The 18,119-nt window shown below is 59.2% G+C and carries 14 protein-coding genes and 1 pseudogene; 3 read left to right on the top strand and 12 right to left on the bottom strand.

What is annotated here, in order from left to right; translation table 11 throughout:
- Nucleotides 1-947: hypothetical protein (locus ACE3OH_RS02745; RefSeq protein WP_374348062.1), on the top strand; the 947-nt coding region annotated here is incomplete at its 5' end.
- Between the two features lie 141 nt (nt 948-1,088).
- Here ACE3OH_RS02745 and ACE3OH_RS02740 read toward each other — a convergent pair.
- The 12 genes from ACE3OH_RS02740 to radC all read right to left on the bottom strand — a co-directional run bounded on the left by ACE3OH_RS02740 (nt 1,089) and on the right by radC (nt 16,398).
- Nucleotides 1,089-3,194 carry a response regulator gene (locus ACE3OH_RS02740; protein WP_374348060.1) on the bottom strand — a complete coding sequence of 702 codons (2,106 nt, stop codon included), beginning with the start codon at nt 3,192-3,194 and terminating at the stop codon, nt 1,089-1,091.
- A gap of 531 nt (nt 3,195-3,725) precedes the next feature.
- Nucleotides 3,726-5,579: a hypothetical protein gene (locus ACE3OH_RS02735; protein WP_374348058.1), complete on the bottom strand. Its 1,854-nt coding sequence runs from the start codon at nt 5,577-5,579 to the stop codon at nt 3,726-3,728.
- Between the two features lie 230 nt (nt 5,580-5,809).
- Nucleotides 5,810-6,259, bottom strand: a complete 450-nt coding sequence (recX, locus tag ACE3OH_RS02730; RefSeq protein WP_374348056.1) for a recombination regulator RecX — start codon at nt 6,257-6,259, stop codon at nt 5,810-5,812.
- Nucleotides 6,252-7,247 carry an ADP-glyceromanno-heptose 6-epimerase gene (rfaD, locus tag ACE3OH_RS02725; protein ID WP_374348054.1) on the bottom strand — a complete coding sequence of 332 codons (996 nt, stop codon included), beginning with the start codon at nt 7,245-7,247 and terminating at the stop codon, nt 6,252-6,254. The genes recX and rfaD overlap by 8 nt, the downstream gene beginning before the upstream one ends.
- A 152-nt stretch (nt 7,248-7,399) precedes the next feature.
- Nucleotides 7,400-8,998: a hypothetical protein gene (locus ACE3OH_RS02720; protein WP_374348051.1), complete on the bottom strand. Its 1,599-nt coding sequence runs from the start codon at nt 8,996-8,998 to the stop codon at nt 7,400-7,402.
- 200 nt (nt 8,999-9,198) lie between these two features.
- Nucleotides 9,199-9,921: an ABC transporter ATP-binding protein gene (locus ACE3OH_RS02715; protein WP_374348048.1), complete on the bottom strand. Its 723-nt coding sequence runs from the start codon at nt 9,919-9,921 to the stop codon at nt 9,199-9,201.
- Between the two features lie 15 nt (nt 9,922-9,936).
- Nucleotides 9,937-10,707 carry an ABC transporter ATP-binding protein gene (locus ACE3OH_RS02710; RefSeq protein WP_374348045.1) on the bottom strand — a complete coding sequence of 257 codons (771 nt, stop codon included), beginning with the start codon at nt 10,705-10,707 and terminating at the stop codon, nt 9,937-9,939.
- A complete protein-coding gene (locus tag ACE3OH_RS02705; protein ID WP_374348042.1) occupies nt 10,700-11,848 on the bottom strand; it encodes an ABC transporter ATP-binding protein in 1,149 nt (382 codons plus the stop codon). The genes ACE3OH_RS02710 and ACE3OH_RS02705 overlap by 8 nt, the downstream gene beginning before the upstream one ends.
- A 14-nt stretch (nt 11,849-11,862) precedes the next feature.
- Nucleotides 11,863-12,792: a branched-chain amino acid ABC transporter permease gene (locus tag ACE3OH_RS02700; protein ID WP_374348039.1), complete on the bottom strand. Its 930-nt coding sequence runs from the start codon at nt 12,790-12,792 to the stop codon at nt 11,863-11,865.
- Between the two features lie 394 nt (nt 12,793-13,186).
- Complete coding sequence (locus tag ACE3OH_RS02695; protein WP_374348037.1) at nt 13,187-14,446, bottom strand: branched-chain amino acid ABC transporter substrate-binding protein; 1,260 nt, start codon at nt 14,444-14,446, stop codon at nt 13,187-13,189.
- Nucleotides 14,447-14,633: 187 nt separating this feature from the next.
- Complete coding sequence (locus ACE3OH_RS02690) at nt 14,634-15,629, bottom strand: hypothetical protein (protein ID WP_374348035.1); 996 nt, start codon at nt 15,627-15,629, stop codon at nt 14,634-14,636.
- 82 nt (nt 15,630-15,711) lie between these two features.
- Nucleotides 15,712-16,398, bottom strand: coding sequence for a DNA repair protein RadC (gene radC, locus ACE3OH_RS02685; RefSeq protein ID WP_374348033.1), 687 nt, complete (start codon nt 16,396-16,398; stop codon nt 15,712-15,714).
- Between the two features lie 85 nt (nt 16,399-16,483).
- Here radC and coaBC point away from each other — a divergent pair.
- Nucleotides 16,484-17,631, top strand: a pseudogene (gene coaBC, locus ACE3OH_RS02680) (bifunctional phosphopantothenoylcysteine decarboxylase/phosphopantothenate--cysteine ligase CoaBC).
- Nucleotides 17,628-18,080: a dUTP diphosphatase gene (gene dut / locus ACE3OH_RS02675; protein ID WP_374348028.1), complete on the top strand. Its 453-nt coding sequence runs from the start codon at nt 17,628-17,630 to the stop codon at nt 18,078-18,080. Before coaBC ends, dut begins: the two are co-directional and overlap by 4 nt.
- Nucleotides 18,081-18,119 lie beyond the last annotated feature (39 nt).

Here is an 18,119-nt window from a genome sequence, read left to right as displayed (position 1 = left end):
AGGCGGTGAGCTTTTACAACCCGGATACCTTGGTCAGCTACGACGGCCCATTGTGGGAGCTGAACCCGGTGGAAGTACGGCCACGCAGCCGCCCGGCGCGCTTGAGCAGCCCGTTGCCGGCGCCAGAGAGCCAGGTGTTCGCCCAGGAAGGGGTGGATGTCGCCCAGTTCCAGAATTACCTGAAGCAGAACGACCTCGCCGTGGTGGTCAGCCGCAATGTCACCCTGCGCGACAAGGCCGACCGCCAGCAACCCTACAATCTGCGCATCAAGGGCGGGGCGAGTGCCACGCCCAAGTCGGGCAAGGTATACGACCTGACCCATTTGCAGTTTTTCCAGGCTGACCAGCTGCGCGGCATAGGCGGCACTGCCTCGCCACGGGCCGGCCGACGGGTAATCGCCCAGCTGATGCATGATGCCAAGGCGGTCAATGCCTTCCAGGGCCTGAAAGGCGCGGTGGCGGTGGCACCGGATGGCTCGGCCGCCGCCCTGGTGCCGGCCCGCCGTGCCATGACCTGGCAGCTGACCAATAATGCGACGCCGGTGGTACGCGAGCGCTACTGGCTTACCTTCCAGCCCGGCGAGATTCGCGTCTGCGCCAGTTGCCACGGTATCAACCAGGCAGCGCAAACCGGCGCCAGCGAGCCACAGAACCAGCCGGAAAGCCTGCGCCAGCTGTTGCGCTTGTGGAAGAGCGCCATGGCACCGAAGCCGGAGGACCGCATCTTCAACTGGGCGGAGCGCAGCTTCCCCGACAACTTCCTGCCCAAGGCCACCACCAGCCTCAGCGCCCAGGGCTATACCTATCGCTTTTACAGCAGTAGCAATGAATATCTGGCGGTGAAGGACGGTACGGTGTACTACCTCAACGGCAAGAGCGGGAGTACGCCACTGGATGTGGGGCTGTTACAACAGTACATCGGCAAGGCAGCGGCCGACGGTTACTGAGTCGTGGCCGCTTCGGCGTCGTAGTCAAGGCGCCGAAGCAGGGAAGGGGACTGCCTCGGAAGCTGTTTGCAAAATACATTCCGGTTTTTGCGCGCTGGGCGCCCTCGGCTGACGACTCTCGCTGATTTTGCACACAGCTTCTCAGGCGTGTTCGCGTTGCCCCAGCCAGCGATGCAGCATATCGGCCAGCTGCTTGGGATCGATCGGTTTGGGCAGATGGTCGCTATAGCCCGCCTGCAGGCAGCGTTCGCGGTCGCCCTGCATGGCATTGGCGGTGAGGGCGATCACCGGCAAGCCGGCCAAAGCCGGCTGGCTGCGCAGCTGGCGCACCGTGGCCAGGCCATCCAGAACCGGCATCTGCATATCCAGCAGCACCAGATCATAGCGATGCTGCGCCAGCGCCTGTAACGCCGCGCTGCCATCTTCGGCCACATCCACCGATACGCCGAGTTGCCGCAGCAGATGGCTGCCGATTTCGCGGCCCATGTCGTCGTCGTCCACCAGCAAGATTCTCTGGCTGGCGCTGAGTTGGCGCGGCGAGGGTTCGCACTGGCGGGCGGGCGAAGGCGCTTCGCCGTGGCCGCGCAGCAGCTTGGCGGTAAACCAGAAGGTACTGCCGGCTCCCGGCGTGCTGATCACGCCGACCTCGCCACCCATCAGGCTGCTCAGTTCCTTGGCAATGGCAAGGCCGAGGCCAGTGCCGCCGTATTTACGGGTGGTGCTGGCATCGGCCTGCTGGAACGATTGGAACAGCTGGGCCTGCTGCTCGGTGCTGATGCCGATGCCGGTGTCGCTCACGGCAAAGCGCAGGGTGACGCCATCTGCGCGCACCGCATGCAGGCTGGCAGCCAGCTTGATCTGCCCGGCATCGGTGAATTTCACCGCGTTGTTGGCGAAATTGAGCAGGATCTGGCCCAAGCGCAGGCTGTCGCCGATCAGGCAGGGCGGAATGTCCGGGTCGATGTCGATATCGAGCGCCAACCCCTTGTCGGCACAGCCGGCGCTGATCAGGCTGGCGGTCTGCTCCATCAGCTGCCCGACCGATAGCGGCGCGGCATCGAGCGTCAGCTTGCCGGCCTCGACCTTGGAAAAGTCGAGAATATCGTTGATGACGCCAAGCAGATGGTTGGCCGAGCGCTGGATCTTTTCCATATAGTCGCGCTGTTTCGGGCTCAGATTGGTCAGCAGCGCCAGATGCGCCATGCCGATCACTGCATTCATCGGCGTGCGGATCTCATGGCTCATATTGGCGAGGAATAGCGATTTCATCTGCGAGGCCTGCTCTGCCTTGGCGCGGGCGGCTTCCAGCTCCTGCTCGTTGGCGCGCAGCGCATCGATGGCGATCTGCAAAGCGCGGGTGCGCTCGGCAACGGTGGCTTCCAGCGCTTGCTCATTGCTGGCCAGCTGCGCCAGCAGGCGGTCTTTTTCGGCATCGCGCTCGCTGATCGCCGCCGCCATGGTGTTGAAGGCATCGGCCAGCCGGGCGAATTCATCATCACCCTGCACCGCTACCGGGCGGGGCCGCGCACCCTGGCTCAGCTGGCCTACCGCCGTGGTCAGGCGGTCCAGCGGTGCCGACAGCAAACGCGCCAGCCATAGCGAGGCAAACACGCCGGCCAGAAACACCGCCGCCCCGATAGCCAGGGATTGCTCCAGCGCCTTGTTCAGCTCGGCATGCACATAGCTGATATCGACATCGGCGCCGATCACCATGGCGCGGCCGCTGGGGCTGGTATAGGCCTTGAACGCGGAGCGGAAGCTGCCAAAGCGGTCGGTGTATTCCGAAAAGCGTGTCTTGCCATCACGCAAGGTGGCGAGAATGGCCGGGTCGGGCGCTACCTCGTATAGCTGGAAAAAATGCCCGTAATTGTTCGCGGCAATTTCGCCTTCGCTGGCGGTATCGGCCACATACACCAGCTTGCCGGCCTGCTCGGTGAACATATACAGGTAGCGCAGCCCGGCATTCTGGCAATAGTCATTCAGCTCGCGCACCATGGCGAGGTAGGCCTCCGGGTGGATGCCATCGGCCGCATTGGCACTGGCCAGATAGCTGCGCCCGATAATCTTTGGCGCCGCGCTCACCCCGGCAATCAGATGGGTATCAATGGCCGCGCTCGCGCTGCTGGACTTCAGCTTCCACACATACAGGGTGTAGGCGCAGGAGGCGATCAGATTCAGGCTCAGCAACACCCACAAAATCTTGGTGCGGGCGGCACGGCTGGCAAAGTAATGATGCAGCTGTTTCAAACCGGGGTCCTTCTTACAATTTCCTTGAGCGCCCTAAACTGCTAGGCGAAGGAGGGCAAAATTCTTTCACTTCAATCTTTTTTTATCTGTTCATTACAGTCCTTTTGCTAGAGGGCTCGCCGCAGAATAGGATGAGTCCTATTTTTGCTAGTCAGTCTGAAGTTGTTTTGGGATTATTGGTTTGCGAAATCTTTTCGAGGAATATTGTGCATTGCTTGGGTGTAAATTTATGTGGATTATTTTCAGTTTGGGTTTTTAGAATCGTTTTGCCGAAGAGTTGAGAAAAGGTTTTGGTGGTTATAATTGCGCGAGTCTGCTGTGAGTGTTTTGCTTAATTTATTTGTGATGAGATGGTGCCGGTTGATGCTCGCTCAGAGTGTGCATTGTCGATGGTTGAGCTGATTGTCAATTTTCTTCGATGTGAAAAGGTCTGCAAAAGGAAATTTGTGGCGTTGCTTTGATCATGGAGTGTTATTCCAAGGATAGGCGGGCTGCCTATCCTTGGGTGTGATTTTCAGAAGGTCGAGTCAATTAGAAGCGAAAGATCTCTCCGAATCTCCGATTCTGAATCACATCATAAATGCTCACTCCATACCCCATAAAGAGTACTACGCCCGTATATTGACTGGGATCAATATTATCCAGCAGAGGGATGGAGGTGCTTTCTTGAAGGGTTGTGGTTTGTGCAGGCGCTTGATTGGTGCCGGCAAAGGGTGCCCAATTCTTTCCGTCATAGGCCCAAAGCATGTCGGATGCGAGTGCTGCTATGTATATATTCCCTGTGCTGCCAACGTCGATGGATGATACCTTTGCGTTTGCTTTAAGTGACAGCCTTCCATTGATCAGTGTCGCAGTCGATGAGAATGTGGCCGGAGTAATTGACGATAGCGGACGGATTGTTACATTCACGGACTTTGAGCTACTATAGCCATCTTTATCTCGTACGGTTAGCTTAAATGTTAATACCTCATCGGTGTTTTTGTTATTAAAGGCGTAGAATGACGCGGTTTCCGTGTTCGAGCCTTGAATTCCAACGGGCGTGCCTGCCACTTGAGACCATTCAAACTTGTCAAGCGGCGCACTCCCAGCGTGCGAGCCTTTACCGTTGAGAATAACTGTTCTTCCCGTGACGACTATTTGATCAATGCCAGCATCTGATGTCGGAGGTGTAACCCCGGGGACAGAAGTGCCTGCAGGTGGAGGTGTGTTAATTCTTATTTTTCCGGAAAGCTTTTTTTTGGTACCTACGCATGTTTGTTCAAAGTCGGCGGAAAATTGACTTACCTTGGCATCGGGTTTCGATCCTGCATAGCTAATTGAATGTATCTGAAAGCTGCCATTCAAATCGCTGCAGACACGGTGTTCACCGGCAAGATTTAATGTATTAACTCCCTCGACAAAGGGGTATCGTTGGGCAGCAGTGAATATGCCAGGTGTTAGGTCTGTCCTTGATGCATTTGCAAAATCAAGCGTCCAATTTATGCCGTTGTCAAATTTTATCGTCACGCCATTAAGGCCGTTGCGAAAAGCATCGATTTTCCAGTCAGCGGGCAAGAATGTTTTGGTTAGTCCTTTACCGACAGGATCACCAGTTTCACTAATGAAACTCATGTAAGTTTGAATATCACTTCGGCTGCTGATGGGTATCGTAATGGGGGTTGTTGAAGCATGCCCTTGCGCATCCTTAACGGTGAGATTTAATACGACATCCTCACCTCCAACTTTTACTGCCGGTGCGCGGAATTTCGTATTGGACGCAGAGTCATCTGTAAGAATTACAGTGGGGCCGGAAACCTGCGCCCACTGAAATGTGCTGATCGATGTCTGTGTCCCGAATGACTTATCGGCTGAAAGTGAAACAAGGTCGCCCTCGACACTGTTTGGTGTTTCCAGTGTTGGGCTTGAATAAACTGTTGGGTTAATCGGGACGTTGCTATTAAAACGAATGGCGCCGTGCAGTGGTCGCGTGCTTCCGTCGCAATATTGCAAAAAATCAGCGGCAAGTGCGGTGACTTTACTGTTCGAATCGTAAGCTACTTCCGAGACAGCAAAGGTGCCCTTTGCTTCTTTACACTCGCGCCCATTGGCTGAGACATAAATTCCCGGAAAACTAGGGTCTGAAACCTCCGCATGTAATGCATTCGGATAGATGCCAGTGGCGAGCGGTTTTCCTCCGGGTGCAAGTAGTGAAACTGTCCATTTGTCTTTTGTACCAATGAAAGAAATGCCAGTGGATGTTGCAGAGAATGTGCCGTCGCTATCGGTAAATGTGCGAGTGAGTCCTGCTCCGATAAATTCGCCTGGCTGACTGGCGAAAAACAAGCCATTGGTAGCTTGTGCATTTGTTATTAACGCGGTTGACATGAAAAATGCCAAAATTTTCATGGTGCTCTCCTTTGTTGCCTTCGTTTTAGATGGTTACTAAATACAGAACTGATGGGTTATGGAACTGCTAACTTTTTGAAAAGTGTGTCACTGTAGGGTTGTTTTAAATAAATGATTTAAAAATTTCAAAATGAAAAATCAGCTGAAAGGTTAGCAAGCGGTTGTGTTCGTTGCTCCACGTGTCGCTGTATTTTATCCAAGGAATGATCGCTCGCCTACAAGTTTGCAGTTCAATCATCCTGCTCTCCCAACAGCCTGCGAATCACTTCATGGCCAAAGCCACGGCTTTGCAGGAAGCGCGCCTGTTTTGCCCATTCGCGGCTGTCGGCTGCGCGCTGGCCGAATTTGCGGGTCCAGATATCGCGTGCCCGGCTGATTTCGTCCTGGCCTTCCGGCACGGTGGCCAGCGCCTCGGCGATCAGCGCGTCGGCAATGCCGCGTTCGCGCAGGGCGGCTTGCAGCCGGTGGCGGCCGTGGCGGGCCAGGTGGTCGTGTACATAGGCGCTGGCAAAGCGGGCGTCGCTCTGCCAGCCGGCCTGGGCCAGCTCGTCCAGCACCGTGTCCAGCTGCTCGCCGGCTTGTGGGTCGTCGCGCAGTTTGCGGCGCAACTCGGCGCGCGAATGCTCGCGCCGCGCCAGCAGGGCAATGGCGCGGGCCTTGAGCGAAGGCGGTTCAGCCACGCTGGTACAGCCAGTCGATATAGCGGCCGACGCCTTGTTCGACATCGAGGAAGGCCTCGCTGAAGCCCGCCTGGCGCAGCTTGCTGATATCGGCCTCGGTATAGCTCTGGTATTTGCCGATCAGCGCGTCGGGGAAGGGGATGTATTCGATGATGCCCTGCGCCACCAATTGCTCCAGCGACAGGGCGGGCAGGCCCTGGTGGCGGCGGCAGGCATTGACATTGGCCACCGCCAGCTCGTTGAAGCTCTGCGCGCGGCCGGTGCCGAGGTTGAAGATGCCCGATTGGCCAGGGTGGTCGAGAAAATGCAGATTGACCTTGACCACATCTTCCACCGACACAAAGTCGCGCCGCTGCTCGCCATTGCCATAGCCATCGCAGCCGGCAAACAGCTTGACCTTCCCATGCTCGCGATACTGGTGGAAATGGTGCCAGGCTACCGAGGCCATGCGGCCCTTGTGGTTCTCGCGCATGCCATACACATTGAAATAGCGCAGGCCAACCACCTGGGTGCTCAGCTCATCGCTGCGGCGACGCACGATCTGGTCGAACAGGAATTTGGAATAGCCGTAAACATTGAGCGGGCCTTCGCATTCGCGCGCTTCGCTGAATACCTTGCCGGCGCCGTATACCGAGGCGGACGAGGCATAGATGAACGGAATCTTTTCCAGCTGGCAGTAGTCGAGCAGGGCCAGCGAATACTGGTAGTTGTTGTCGAGCATATAGCGGCCATCTTGCTCCATGGTGTCGGAGCAGGCGCCCTGGTGCAGCACTGCGTCGATTTCATCGTCGAAGTCGCCTGAATCGAGTTGCTCGATAAAGTCTTCCTTGTCGACATAGTGCGCAATTTCGCAATCGACCAGATTGCGGAATTTATCGCCGTTTTTCAGATTGTCTACCGCAATGATGTCGGTCAGGCCGCGCGCATTCAGCGCCCGAATCAGGTTGGAGCCGATAAAGCCGGCAGCACCGGTAACAACGGTATACATGGGGTGGTCCGATCAATTGAATGTGCGCGATTTTACACGCGAAGCGCGGCGCGGCTGGCGGGCTTTTGCTGGCGCAGCATCGGCACGACAGCAGGCAGCGGCGCAGCAGGCGGCAAGTGCCTAGCGCTGCCTGCGCTTGTCCGACCACAGGGCTAGCCGGGGCTTTGGCTCAGTGCGGATTTTGCCGCAGTGCGGCCGCCATCATGGGGGTGGGCGCTATACAGCACACAATCGCTGCCCAGCTCGGCAACGCCGCCAATACGCAGGGTCAGCCGCTCGCTGCTGGCCAGGTCGATATCGTAGCTTTGTTCGACTTCTAGGTCGTGGCCGGCACAGATCAGCAGGGGCGGTTCATTGGGGCCGTCGCCCTGCAGCAGCAGGCCGTTTTGTGCTTGCTGCGGTGCCAGTTCGCTGGAGCTATCGAGCTGGGCAATCTGGCTGCGTCGCCGCAGTTTGACCAGTTCCGGGGCTTTGCCCAGTAGCTGCAAACCAGCCTGCATTTCACGATGGCCGAGCAAGACTGCGCGTCGCACGATGCCAAGGCGCCAGAACGCCTCCGAATCAAGCTTGATCGCCAGCAGCTGTCCCACGGTCAGCCAGCCGGTATGCTTGACCAGCTTCAGCCCGAGGCCATGCAAGCTGGCATCGACGATTTCGGCATGCTCGTCATGGCGGGCCGGATCAAGCGCATAAGGGCGGCGTGGCGCGGGCGGCAGCAGGCGTTCACTGATGGCGGCAAAACCATGCAGGACGGTGACATCGCCGCTGAAGTGCTGTCGTTCCGACTGGCGCTTGATGCGCTGGCCATTCCAGCGATGTTGCAAATGCTTGATGACGGTGAGCACTTCGGCCACCGAGAGCTGCTGGCCGCCATCGAGAGCGGGAGGCAGCTCGCCATGCAGGCGGATCTGGTATTCCAGCCTGACCAGCTCCTTCACGCTTTCCGCCAGGCCGTAAAACAGCCCTTGCGGCGCCTGCTCGCTCTTGGTGGGCAGCTGCGACAGCACGGTGGGGGGATTGTCGTCATTGCGCGCATGGCCGAACGGTGTGCTGGCGCTGTGCTGGGTGCTGACATGGGTATGGTCGGCAAAGCTCTCGGCGATGCGCTCGGCCACCAGCAGCTGGCGGCCCTGCAAATCGCCGGAGAGCGAGCGCGACAGCAGCACCAGGCTGGCCAGCTGGCGCCGCAGCGGCGCTTGTTCGGCTTCCTGCGCCTCGGCTGTTTGCCGGCTATTGCCGGGCAAGGCCAGCGAGAAGGTAACGGTGGGCTGGATCTCATGCCAGGGCAGCTTGCTTGGCCGGCCATCCTGCACGAATCGCGCAAAAAAATAGCGGCCATTCCAGAACAGCCAACTGGCCACCGCGGCGCGGATCAGCGGTGCATTGGCGGCTTTTTTGGCGGCGCTGACAATGTCACTGGCCAGCAAGCTGCCATACAGATCGCGCAGCATGCAGCTGTACGGTACCAGGGCGCGTAGCAGCAGGGTGGTCTTGGCCTGATTGGTCGAGGCATCGAGCAAGGCTCGCACCGCAGCTTCGGCGACGGCGCGTAGCGCCTCATCGTTGGCCTGCAATAGCTCGATGCCGTCTTCCTGTATCTGCCCGCGTATGGACTCTTTGCCCAACCATTCGGTAAGGGCCTGCATGGCAAGGATGGGGCTGGCATCGAGGCGGCTGTTCAGGGCGGCGCTGAACTTGCCGATACGACCCGACTGTCCGAAGGGCAGTATCCGTTTGACGTTTTCGAGCATGCGCTTATCTGACAGAAGACGAACAGGAGGGTGACGACTGCCCCGCCAGCATGAACAAGCCGCCTGGCTGCGTCAATCTGCTTGCACATGCGTGCAGCTCTGCCTGACAAAATGCCAACGTATTCCTTCCGCAATCGGCATAAGCGCTCTGGCGCGGCAAGGCCGGATCGCCCGGCAGCTGACCGCGCCCTTGCGCAGGCTTACTCGCCCAGGTAGGCGTGCTGCACCTTCTCATTGGCCAGCAAGGCCTCGGAAGAGTCGGCATGGGTAATCAGGCCGCTTTCCATCACATAGCCACGATTGGCGGTTTTGAGCGCCAGTTTGGCGTTTTGCTCCACCAGCAGCATGGTGACGCCTTCGGCAGCGATCTGGCGGATGATCTCGAAGATCTTCTGCACGATGATCGGTGCCAGGCCCATGGAAGGCTCGTCCAGCAGCAAGAGCTTGGGGCGCGACAGGATGGCGCGGCCAATGGCCACCATCTGCTGTTCGCCGCCCGACAAGGTGCCGGCCAGCTGCTTGTAGCGCTCCTTGGTGCGCGGAAACAACTCGTACACCCGCGCCAGGTCCTTGGCGATTTCGTCCTTGTCGTTACGGTAGTAGGCGCCCATCAGCAGGTTTTCTTCCACGGTCAGGCGCGGAAAGATGCCGCGGCCTTCCGGCACCATGGCGAGACCGCGCGACACATACTGGTAAACCGGCAGCTTGGCGGTGTCCTGCCCGTCGTAAATGATGCTGCCGGCAGTGGGCTTGAGCATGCCCGACAGGGTTTTCAGCGTGGTGGTCTTGCCGGCGCCATTGGCTCCGATCAAGGCCACCAGCTCGCCCTGGCGGATTTCCATATCGATGCCCTTGACCGCCTTGATGCCGCCGTAAGCCAGCTGCAGGCCCTTGACTTCGAGAAGTTTGCTGTCGTTATTCATGGATGTTCCTGCGGCTTAGTCTGGTGAGGCACCGAGGTAGGCCTCGATCACCCGTGGATTGTTCTTCACCTCGTCCGGCACCCCTTCGGCAATCTTCTTGCCGTAGTCGAGCACCGCAATGCGGTCGCACAGGCCCATCATCAGCTTCACATCGTGCTCGATCAGCAAGATGGTGACGCCATCGGCGCGTATTTTTTCCATCAGGCGCTTCAGATCGTCGGTTTCCTTCGGGTTCATGCCGGCGGCTGGCTCATCCAGCGCCAACAGGGCCGGGTCGGTGGCCAGGGCGCGGGCGATTTCCAGCCGGCGCTGGTCGCCATAGGACAGATTCTTGGCCGCCTCATCGGCATGCTGGGCAATGCCGACATAGGCGAGCAAAGCCTGGGCGCGGTCGCGTATCGCCGCTTCCTCGCGCCGGGTCGTCGGGTCGCGCAGGATGGCGCCGAGCACACTGGCGCGGGTGCGCGCATGCCGGCCCACCATCACGTTTTCCAGCGCCGTCATATTGTGGAACAGGCGGATATTCTGGAAGGTGCGGGCGATGCCGCTTTCCACCACCACATTGGGCTTCTTGCGGAACAGGTCGATGCCCTTGAAGCGGAAGCTGCCTTCATCGGGCTGGTACAGCCCGGTCAATACATTGAACAGGGTGGTCTTACCGGCGCCATTGGGGCCGATCAGGCCATAGATTTCGCCCTTGTTGATCGACAGCGCCACATCGTTGAGGGCATGCAGGCCACCAAAGCGCTTGTGGATGCCGGCAATTTCCAGCAATAGCTCAGCCATGGGCGGCCTCCTTGTTTGCGGACTTTTCGGCTTTCTCGGTATCGCTATCGTGCAGCTCGGCCTTGCGACGCTTGGACGGCCACAGGCCTTCCGGACGGACCAGCATGACAAAGATCAGCGCAATACCGAACAGCAGCATGCGCAGGTTTTCCGGGTTGACCACCCGTTCGCCCAGCAGCTTGTCCTGCAGCGGGTTGACGATATCGCGCAGCACTTCCGGCATCAGGAACAGCAAGATGGCGCCGAGTATCACGCCGGGGATATGGCCCATGCCGCCGAGCACCACCATGGCGAGAATCACGATGGATTCCATCAGCACAAAGCTCTCTGGCGAGACAAAACCCTGGAAGCTGGCGAACATGGCGCCCGATACGCCGCCAAAGCTGGCGCCCATGGCGAAGGCCAGCAGTTTTACATTGCGGGTATTGATGCCCATCGCTTGCGCGGCAATCTCGTCCTCACGAATCGCCACCCAGGCGCGGCCGATGCGCGAACTCTGCAGGCGGGTGGTGACCACGATGATCAGCAGGGCCAGCGCCAGGAACAGGTAGTAGTACAGATGCACCTTGCTGAATTCCACCCCGGCAATGGTCAGCGACTGATTGAAGCTATGGCCGGCGATGCTGACCGGCTCGATCAGATTGATGCCTTGCGGGCCATTGGTGATATTGACCGGCCGGTCGAGGTTGTTCATGAATAGCCGGATGATTTCGCCGAAACCCAGGGTGACGATGGCCAGATAGTCGCCACGCAGCTTGAGCGTCGGCGCGCCCAGCAGCATGCCGAACATGCCGGCCAAAAGTGCTGCCAGCGGCAGCACGATCCACAGTGGCGCATGCAGCAGCCAGGCGAAGTGGGTGCCGGCCAGCATGGGGGTCAGGTGGGGCGAATTGAGCAGGGCGTAGGTATAGGCGCCCACCGCATAGAAGGCGATATAACCAAGGTCGAGCAGACCGGCATAGCCGACAACGATATTGAGACCGAGCGCCAGCATGATGTAGAGCATGGCGAAGTCGAGATTGCGCACCCAGGAATTGCCCAAGGTGTGCTGGATGACGAAGGGCAGCACCGCCAGGATGATGCTGAGCGCCAGATAGCCGGCCATTTGCGCCGGGCTGCGTGTGGTTTGTGTGGCTTGCATGTGGAGGACTCCGCTCAAGCGCGTTCAGCGACGCGTTCGCCCAACAGGCCGGATGGACGCAGGACCAACACCAGGATCAGCACCATGAAGGCAAAGATGTCCTGGTACTGGCTACCCAGCACGCCGCCAGTCAAGGGGCCAAGGTAACCGGCACCCACGCTTTCGACGATGCCGAGCAAGATGCCGCCCACCACGGCGCCGGCCAGATTGCCGATCCCGCCCAGCACGGCGGCGGTAAAGGCTTTCAGACCAATCATGAAGCCCATGGTGGGGTAGGCGAGGCCGTAGTTGGCGCCGATCATCACGCCGGCGATGGCGCCGAGGCCCGAGCCGATGACGAAGGTCATCGAAATCACGTAATTGATATTCACCCCCATCAGGCCGGCCACCGCCTGATTCATCGACACGGCACGCATGGCGCGACCGAGCTTGGTTTTTTCCACCATGACCAAGAGGCCGGCCATGATCAGCAGGGCCAGCAACACGATGACGATCTGCAGGTCGGTAATGCTGGCGCCCAAGATGTTATGCGGCTCTTGCGGCAATACATTGGGGAAGGAGCGCGGATTGTTCTTCCAGATCAGCACGGCGATCTGCTGCAAAACAATGGAGATGCCGATGGCGGTGATCAAGGGGGCGAGGCGCGGTGCCTTGCGCAAGGGGCGGTAGGCGACACGCTCGATCAGAAAGCCGATCAGCATGGTCACTGGCATTGCCAGCAACATGCCGGCAAGCACCAATAAGGGGCCGGGCAAATTGACGCCGCCGGCGCTGAGCAGGTTGATGGCGGAAATGGTGATCATGGCGCCCATCATCACCACTTCGCCGTGGGCGAAATTGATGATCTGCAAAATGCCATAGACCATGGTGTAGCCGAGGGCGATCAGCGCATAAATGCTGCCGACCACCAGACCGTTCAATAGTTGCTGGATAAAGACGTCCACGCGTGACTCCCCTGGCGGCGTTCGATGTTGGTGGTGTGGTACTGAGAATGCCTGCGCGATATGCTGTTGTAATAAGCGCTGGGCGATTCTGCCGAGGACTGTTTGGTCAGTTAAGTGGGGAAAACTGTAGTGCGGGAAAGCGCGCAGATCGGCGCATTTTCCCGCAAGGGAAGCTCTGAACGAATCCACTTACGCGCTAAAAGCGCGGTTCCCCCGCGCAAGGCGGGGGCGGAAGGGGAGGACTGGATCCACAAGGAATCAATAGCTAACCCACTTCCGGCGAAGTCCCGCATTTCCCGGGACCTGCTACTCAAGTTGAAAACTCGATTCGTTCAGGGCTTCCCTAGGCAATGAAAAAGCGGCGCCTGACGACGCCGCTTTCACGATGACGAGCTTACTTCTTCTCGTCTTTCTTTTCTTCCTTCTTCGCCTCGGCAGCAGGTGCAGCTGCGGCTGGCGCTGCGGCGCCACCCACGGTGCCGACGGCTTCCCACTTGCCGCCCTTGACCTGGTAAACGGTCACGGCGCCGCCGACGACATCACCCTTGTCGTCGAACTTCACATTGCCGGTCACACCGGTGTAGTCGGTCTTGGCCAGTTCCGGCAGATACTTCGCCGGCTCGGTGGAGCCTGCCTTCTTCATGGCGGCAACCATCACCATGGTCGCGTCATAGGTGAATGGCGCGTAGATCTGGATGTCGGTATTGAATTTGGCTTTGTACTTCTTCTCGAACTCGGTGTAGCCAGGCATCTTGTCCTTGGGCATACCGGGTTGCGAGGCAAACTGGCCATCGGCATTGTCGCCGGCCAGCTTGATGAATTCGCCGGTCTGGAAGCCGTCGCCACCCATCAGCTTGGCCTTGATGCCGAGCTTCTTCAGCTGCTGGGCCAGCGGGCCGGCTTGTGCGTCCATGCCGCCATAGAACACCACATCGGGCTTCTTGCCCTTGATGGTGGTGAGGATGGCCATGAAGTCGGTAGCCTGGTTGGTGGTGAACTCGCGATCAACCACTTCCACGCCCTTGGCCTTGGCGGCCTTCTCGAATTCGTCAGCCAGGCCCTGGCCGTAGGCGGTACGGTCGTCGATGATGGCGACCTTCTTCGCCTTCAGCGTGTCGGCGGCGTATTCGCCCAGCGCGCTGCCTTGCTTGGAATCATTGGCGATCACACGGAAGGCTGTCTTGTAGCCTTGTGCGGTGTAGGCCACGGCAGTAGCCGATGGGGAGATCTGCGCAATGCCGGCGTCGGAGTAGATCTTGGAGGCCGGGATGGTGGTGCCGGAATTGAGGTGGCCGATCACGCCGGAAACCTTGGCATCGACAAAGCGCTGTGCCACGGTGGTGGCGGTCTTCGGGTCGGCCTGGTCGTCTTCCGACACCATTTCGAACTTGACCTTCTTGCCGCCGATTTCGACGCCCTGGGCATTGAGTTCATCAATGGCCATGCGCACGCCGTTTTCATTGTCCTTGCCCAGGTGGGCGATATTGCCGGTCAGCGGTGCAGCATGACCGATCTTGACGGTTGTATCTTTTGGCGCTTCGGCAGCCGGCTTGGCGGCTTCGGCGGGTTGTGGTGCGGGTTCTACCTTTTTCTCGCCGCAGGCGGCAAGTGCCAGGACGGCGGAGGCGATCAGGCTGTAACGAGCCACGGTCATGAAGTTCCCCTTTTGACTATAAACGCGGTGATTCCGGTTGATTCAAGCGGCATCGGCGATGCAACTCACTAAGAAGCCAAAATGCGTGCCGGATATTGCGCCTGCGTCAGAAAGATTGTCAACGAAAGGGCGGGCTTTGCCATCAGCGTGAATGCCGCATGCAACAAGGCTTTGCGGCAGATGCACCTCAAACGTTCAGATCGACTTGCTGGATAGTCCCCGGCGCACCGTTTTCGTGCAGGAACAGGGCGCTGCTGCGTAGCTGGCCCCGGGCAATTTGGCGCTCATCGCGCAGGGTGAATTCTGTCGGTGCATGGCGCAGTGAAATGGCGCCGACATCGGCTTGTTTCAGACTTAACAGAAGCCGGCCTCCGGCGCTGTTTTGTGTCCATATTTTCAGCTGCTCGAACACGGCGTCATTCTCGTCGATCCAGCCATTGTGGTCTTCGTCATGGCTGGCGAGGTCGGCAAAGCCATTGCCGGAGCGGCTGCCGAACAATTCGCTGCCATCGTCGATTTCGCCATTGCCATTGCGATCCAATGCCAGAAAGCCGCTGCCGGGCCCGACAAAAGACACCTGCTCCGGCGTGCCATCGGCGTCGATGTCCAGGCCTATTTGCTGGCTGCCTAATGATGCGCTGGCGGCTGCAAAGTTGATGATCAATGGGTCTTTCTGTTGCGGGCTGGAAGCTGCAACTGCGCTGATCGACAGGCTTTCATGGCTAAGGGCGAGTGTCAGCTCGGCAGCGAACTTCCGGCCATCGGCGGTGCTAAGCTGAACGCTTGCTGCAAAGCCGGTTTGTTCGGATTCCTGGCTAACGACCAGCTGACTCGCTGCAGGCAGGGTGGGGGCTGCGACAAAGTCCGACGCGCGTGGCGGGGGAGGGCTGGCGCGGTCGCGATGTCTGTTTGCCAATACGGCATCGATGTCCAGCTCTTGCCCGGTAATCTTCTTGACCAGAAAACGTACCAGCTGCCATAGCGGGCTTGCCGCCAATTGCTGGCGCAGTGTTTCGTCGAGCTGGTCGGCCTGCTGGCTGGCCAAACCCTGCTCGGACAGACTGACTTCAGGTCGGGCAAGGGTTTGCGCGGGCGTATCTTGCTGTACGACGGACAGATTGGTAGTGCTGAAGGCGTGCTGGTGCTGGCTCGCCAGCGCAAGCTGCGATTGTGCGATTATCATGGTGAGTCGCTCCTGGCTGCCTGTCACAGCCTTGTTATGAGCAACTTATCGGCATGCCTTTTGCCAACTTGATTGACGCGTGCTAGCCGTGGCTATGCAACAGGCCGCGCTCGGCCATTGAAACGGCGTCTGCCGTGGTCACCACAAAATGATCGAGCAGGCGGATGTCCACCAGCAGCAGGGCGTCCTGCAGGCGTTTGGTCAGCGCAATATCGGCGACACTGGGCTCGGCGTGCCCGGACGGATGGTTGTGCGCTACCACGACGGCGGCCGCATTGACGGCGATGCCGCGCTTGACCAGCTCGCGCGGGTGCACCGTAGCCTGGTCGATGGTGCCGAAAAACAGGCATTCGGCGCTGATCAGGCGATGCTGGCTGTCCAGGAACAGGGCGCCAAAGGTCTCGCGCGCCTCACTGCCCAGCCACAGGCGCAGATAGTTGCGCACCGACTGTGGATCGCTGAATACCGGTAGTTGCGTCAGGTTCTCGGCCAGTGCACGTCTTGCCATTTCCACTACTGCCTGCAACTGTGCATATTTGGCACTGCCCATGCCGGCAATACTGGTGAAGTCGGCAAGGCTGGCATGAAACAGCTGGTTCAAGGAGCCAAAACGCTGCAATAGCTGGCGCGCCAAATCCACCGCGCTTTTGCCGGGCAAGCCGGTGCGCAGGAAGATAGCCAGCAACTCGGCATCGGACAACATGGCCGCGCCTTTGAGCAGCAGCTTCTCGCGCGGGCGGTCGTCGCTGGGCCAGTCGGCAATGGACATGGTTTTGGCCTTCTTCGGTGATGCCTTACACTGTCGTATCGATTACATGGTTTTGCAAAGGAATATGCATGCACGAGGCTAAGCGATGACGCGCGCCAGACGGGTATTGCTCGGGGTGACCGGAGGGGTGGCGGCGTATAAATCGGCTGAATTGACGCGCTTGCTGGTCAAGGCGGGGTTCGATGTGCAGGTGGTGATGACCGAGGCAGCCACCCGCTTTGTCACTGCCGCAACATTCCAGGCCTTGTCGGGCCGTCCGGTGTTTACCGAGCTGTGGGATGGGCGTATCGACAACCATATGGCCCATATCGATCTGCCGCGAGGCGCCGACCTGATTCTGGTGGCGCCGGCATCGGCTGACTTCCTGTTCAAACTGGCGCATGGCGTAGCGGATGATCTGCTGTCCACCCTGTGCAGTGCGCGCGACTGCCCCTTGCTGGTGGCGCCAGCCATGAACCGGCAAATGTGGGAGAACCCGCCCAATCTGCGCAATGTGGCGCAACTGAGGCAGGACGGCATTACCGTGCTTGGTCCTGACGAGGGCGACCAAGCCTGCGGCGAAACCGGCTTTGGCCGGATGCTCGAGCCGGCCGTGTTGTTTGACCATATCGAGGCATTTTTCCAGCCCAAGAGCCTGCGCGGCTTGAAAGTGTTGCTGACCGCCGGGCCTACCTTCGAGCGCATCGATGCGGTGCGCGGCATCACCAATGCCAGTTCCGGCAAGATGGGCTTCGCGCTTGCCCGACCACGCTGGCGACGCCGACCGGGGTTAACCGGGTGGATGTGGTAAGCAGCAAGGACATGCTCAACGCCGTCAATGCGGTGGTGTCCAAGGCTGATCTGTTTATCAGCGTGGCAGCGGTGGCCGACTACTATGTGTTGAATCCGTCCGAGCAAAAGATCAAGAAGGATGCACATATCCTGACACTGGAGCTGGCGCCCAATCCGGATATCCTGGCCAATGTGGCTGGCCTCGCTGTGCCGCCGTTCTGCGTCGGCTTTGCGGCGGAAAGCGAGAACCTGCTCGAATACGCCGAGCAAAAACGTCGCCGCAAGAAGCTGCCGATGCTGGTGGCCAATCAGGTGCAATCGGCGATCGGGGCGGACGACAATGAAGTGATCGTGCTCGATGACCATGGCCAACACCGTCTGCCGCGCGCGTCGAAGCAAGAAGTGGCGCGGGGCATCATCGAACACGCGGCTAGGCTTTACCGGGAATACAACAAATCATGAACAAGACTATTGATATCCGACTGCTGGACGAACGACTGAAGACGCAGCCGCCAGGCTATGCAACATCGGGCTCTGCCGGGCTGGATCTGCGCGCCTGTCTGGATGCGCCCTTGAGCCTGGCGCCGGGTGCAACCGCACTGGTGCCGACCGGCATGGCCATTCATTTGGCAGATCCGCAACTGGCGGCAATGATCCTGCCCCGCTCGGGCCTTGGCCATAAGCACGGCATTGTGCTGGGTAATCTGGTCGGTCTGATTGATTCGGACTACCAGGGGCAGATTTTTGTGTCGGTTTGGAATCGCGGCACCGATGTATTCGTCATCCAGCCACTGGAGCGGATTGCACAGCTGATCGTGGTGCCGGTGGTGCAGGTGGGCTTCAATGTGGTGGACGCGTTCGATGCCAGCACACGCGGCGAGGGCGGTTTTGGAAGTACTGGCAAACACTGAAGCAGTGTGTGCCACGAAAAAGGGCCGCCCGATCGGGCG

The organism is Chitinimonas sp., assembly GCF_041904975.1.
In the GTDB taxonomy this organism is placed as follows: Bacteria; Pseudomonadota; Gammaproteobacteria; order Burkholderiales; family Chitinimonadaceae; genus Chitinimonas.
Note: the sequence above shows the minus strand (reverse complement) of the source record. Positions and strands in the feature narration are given on the sequence as shown.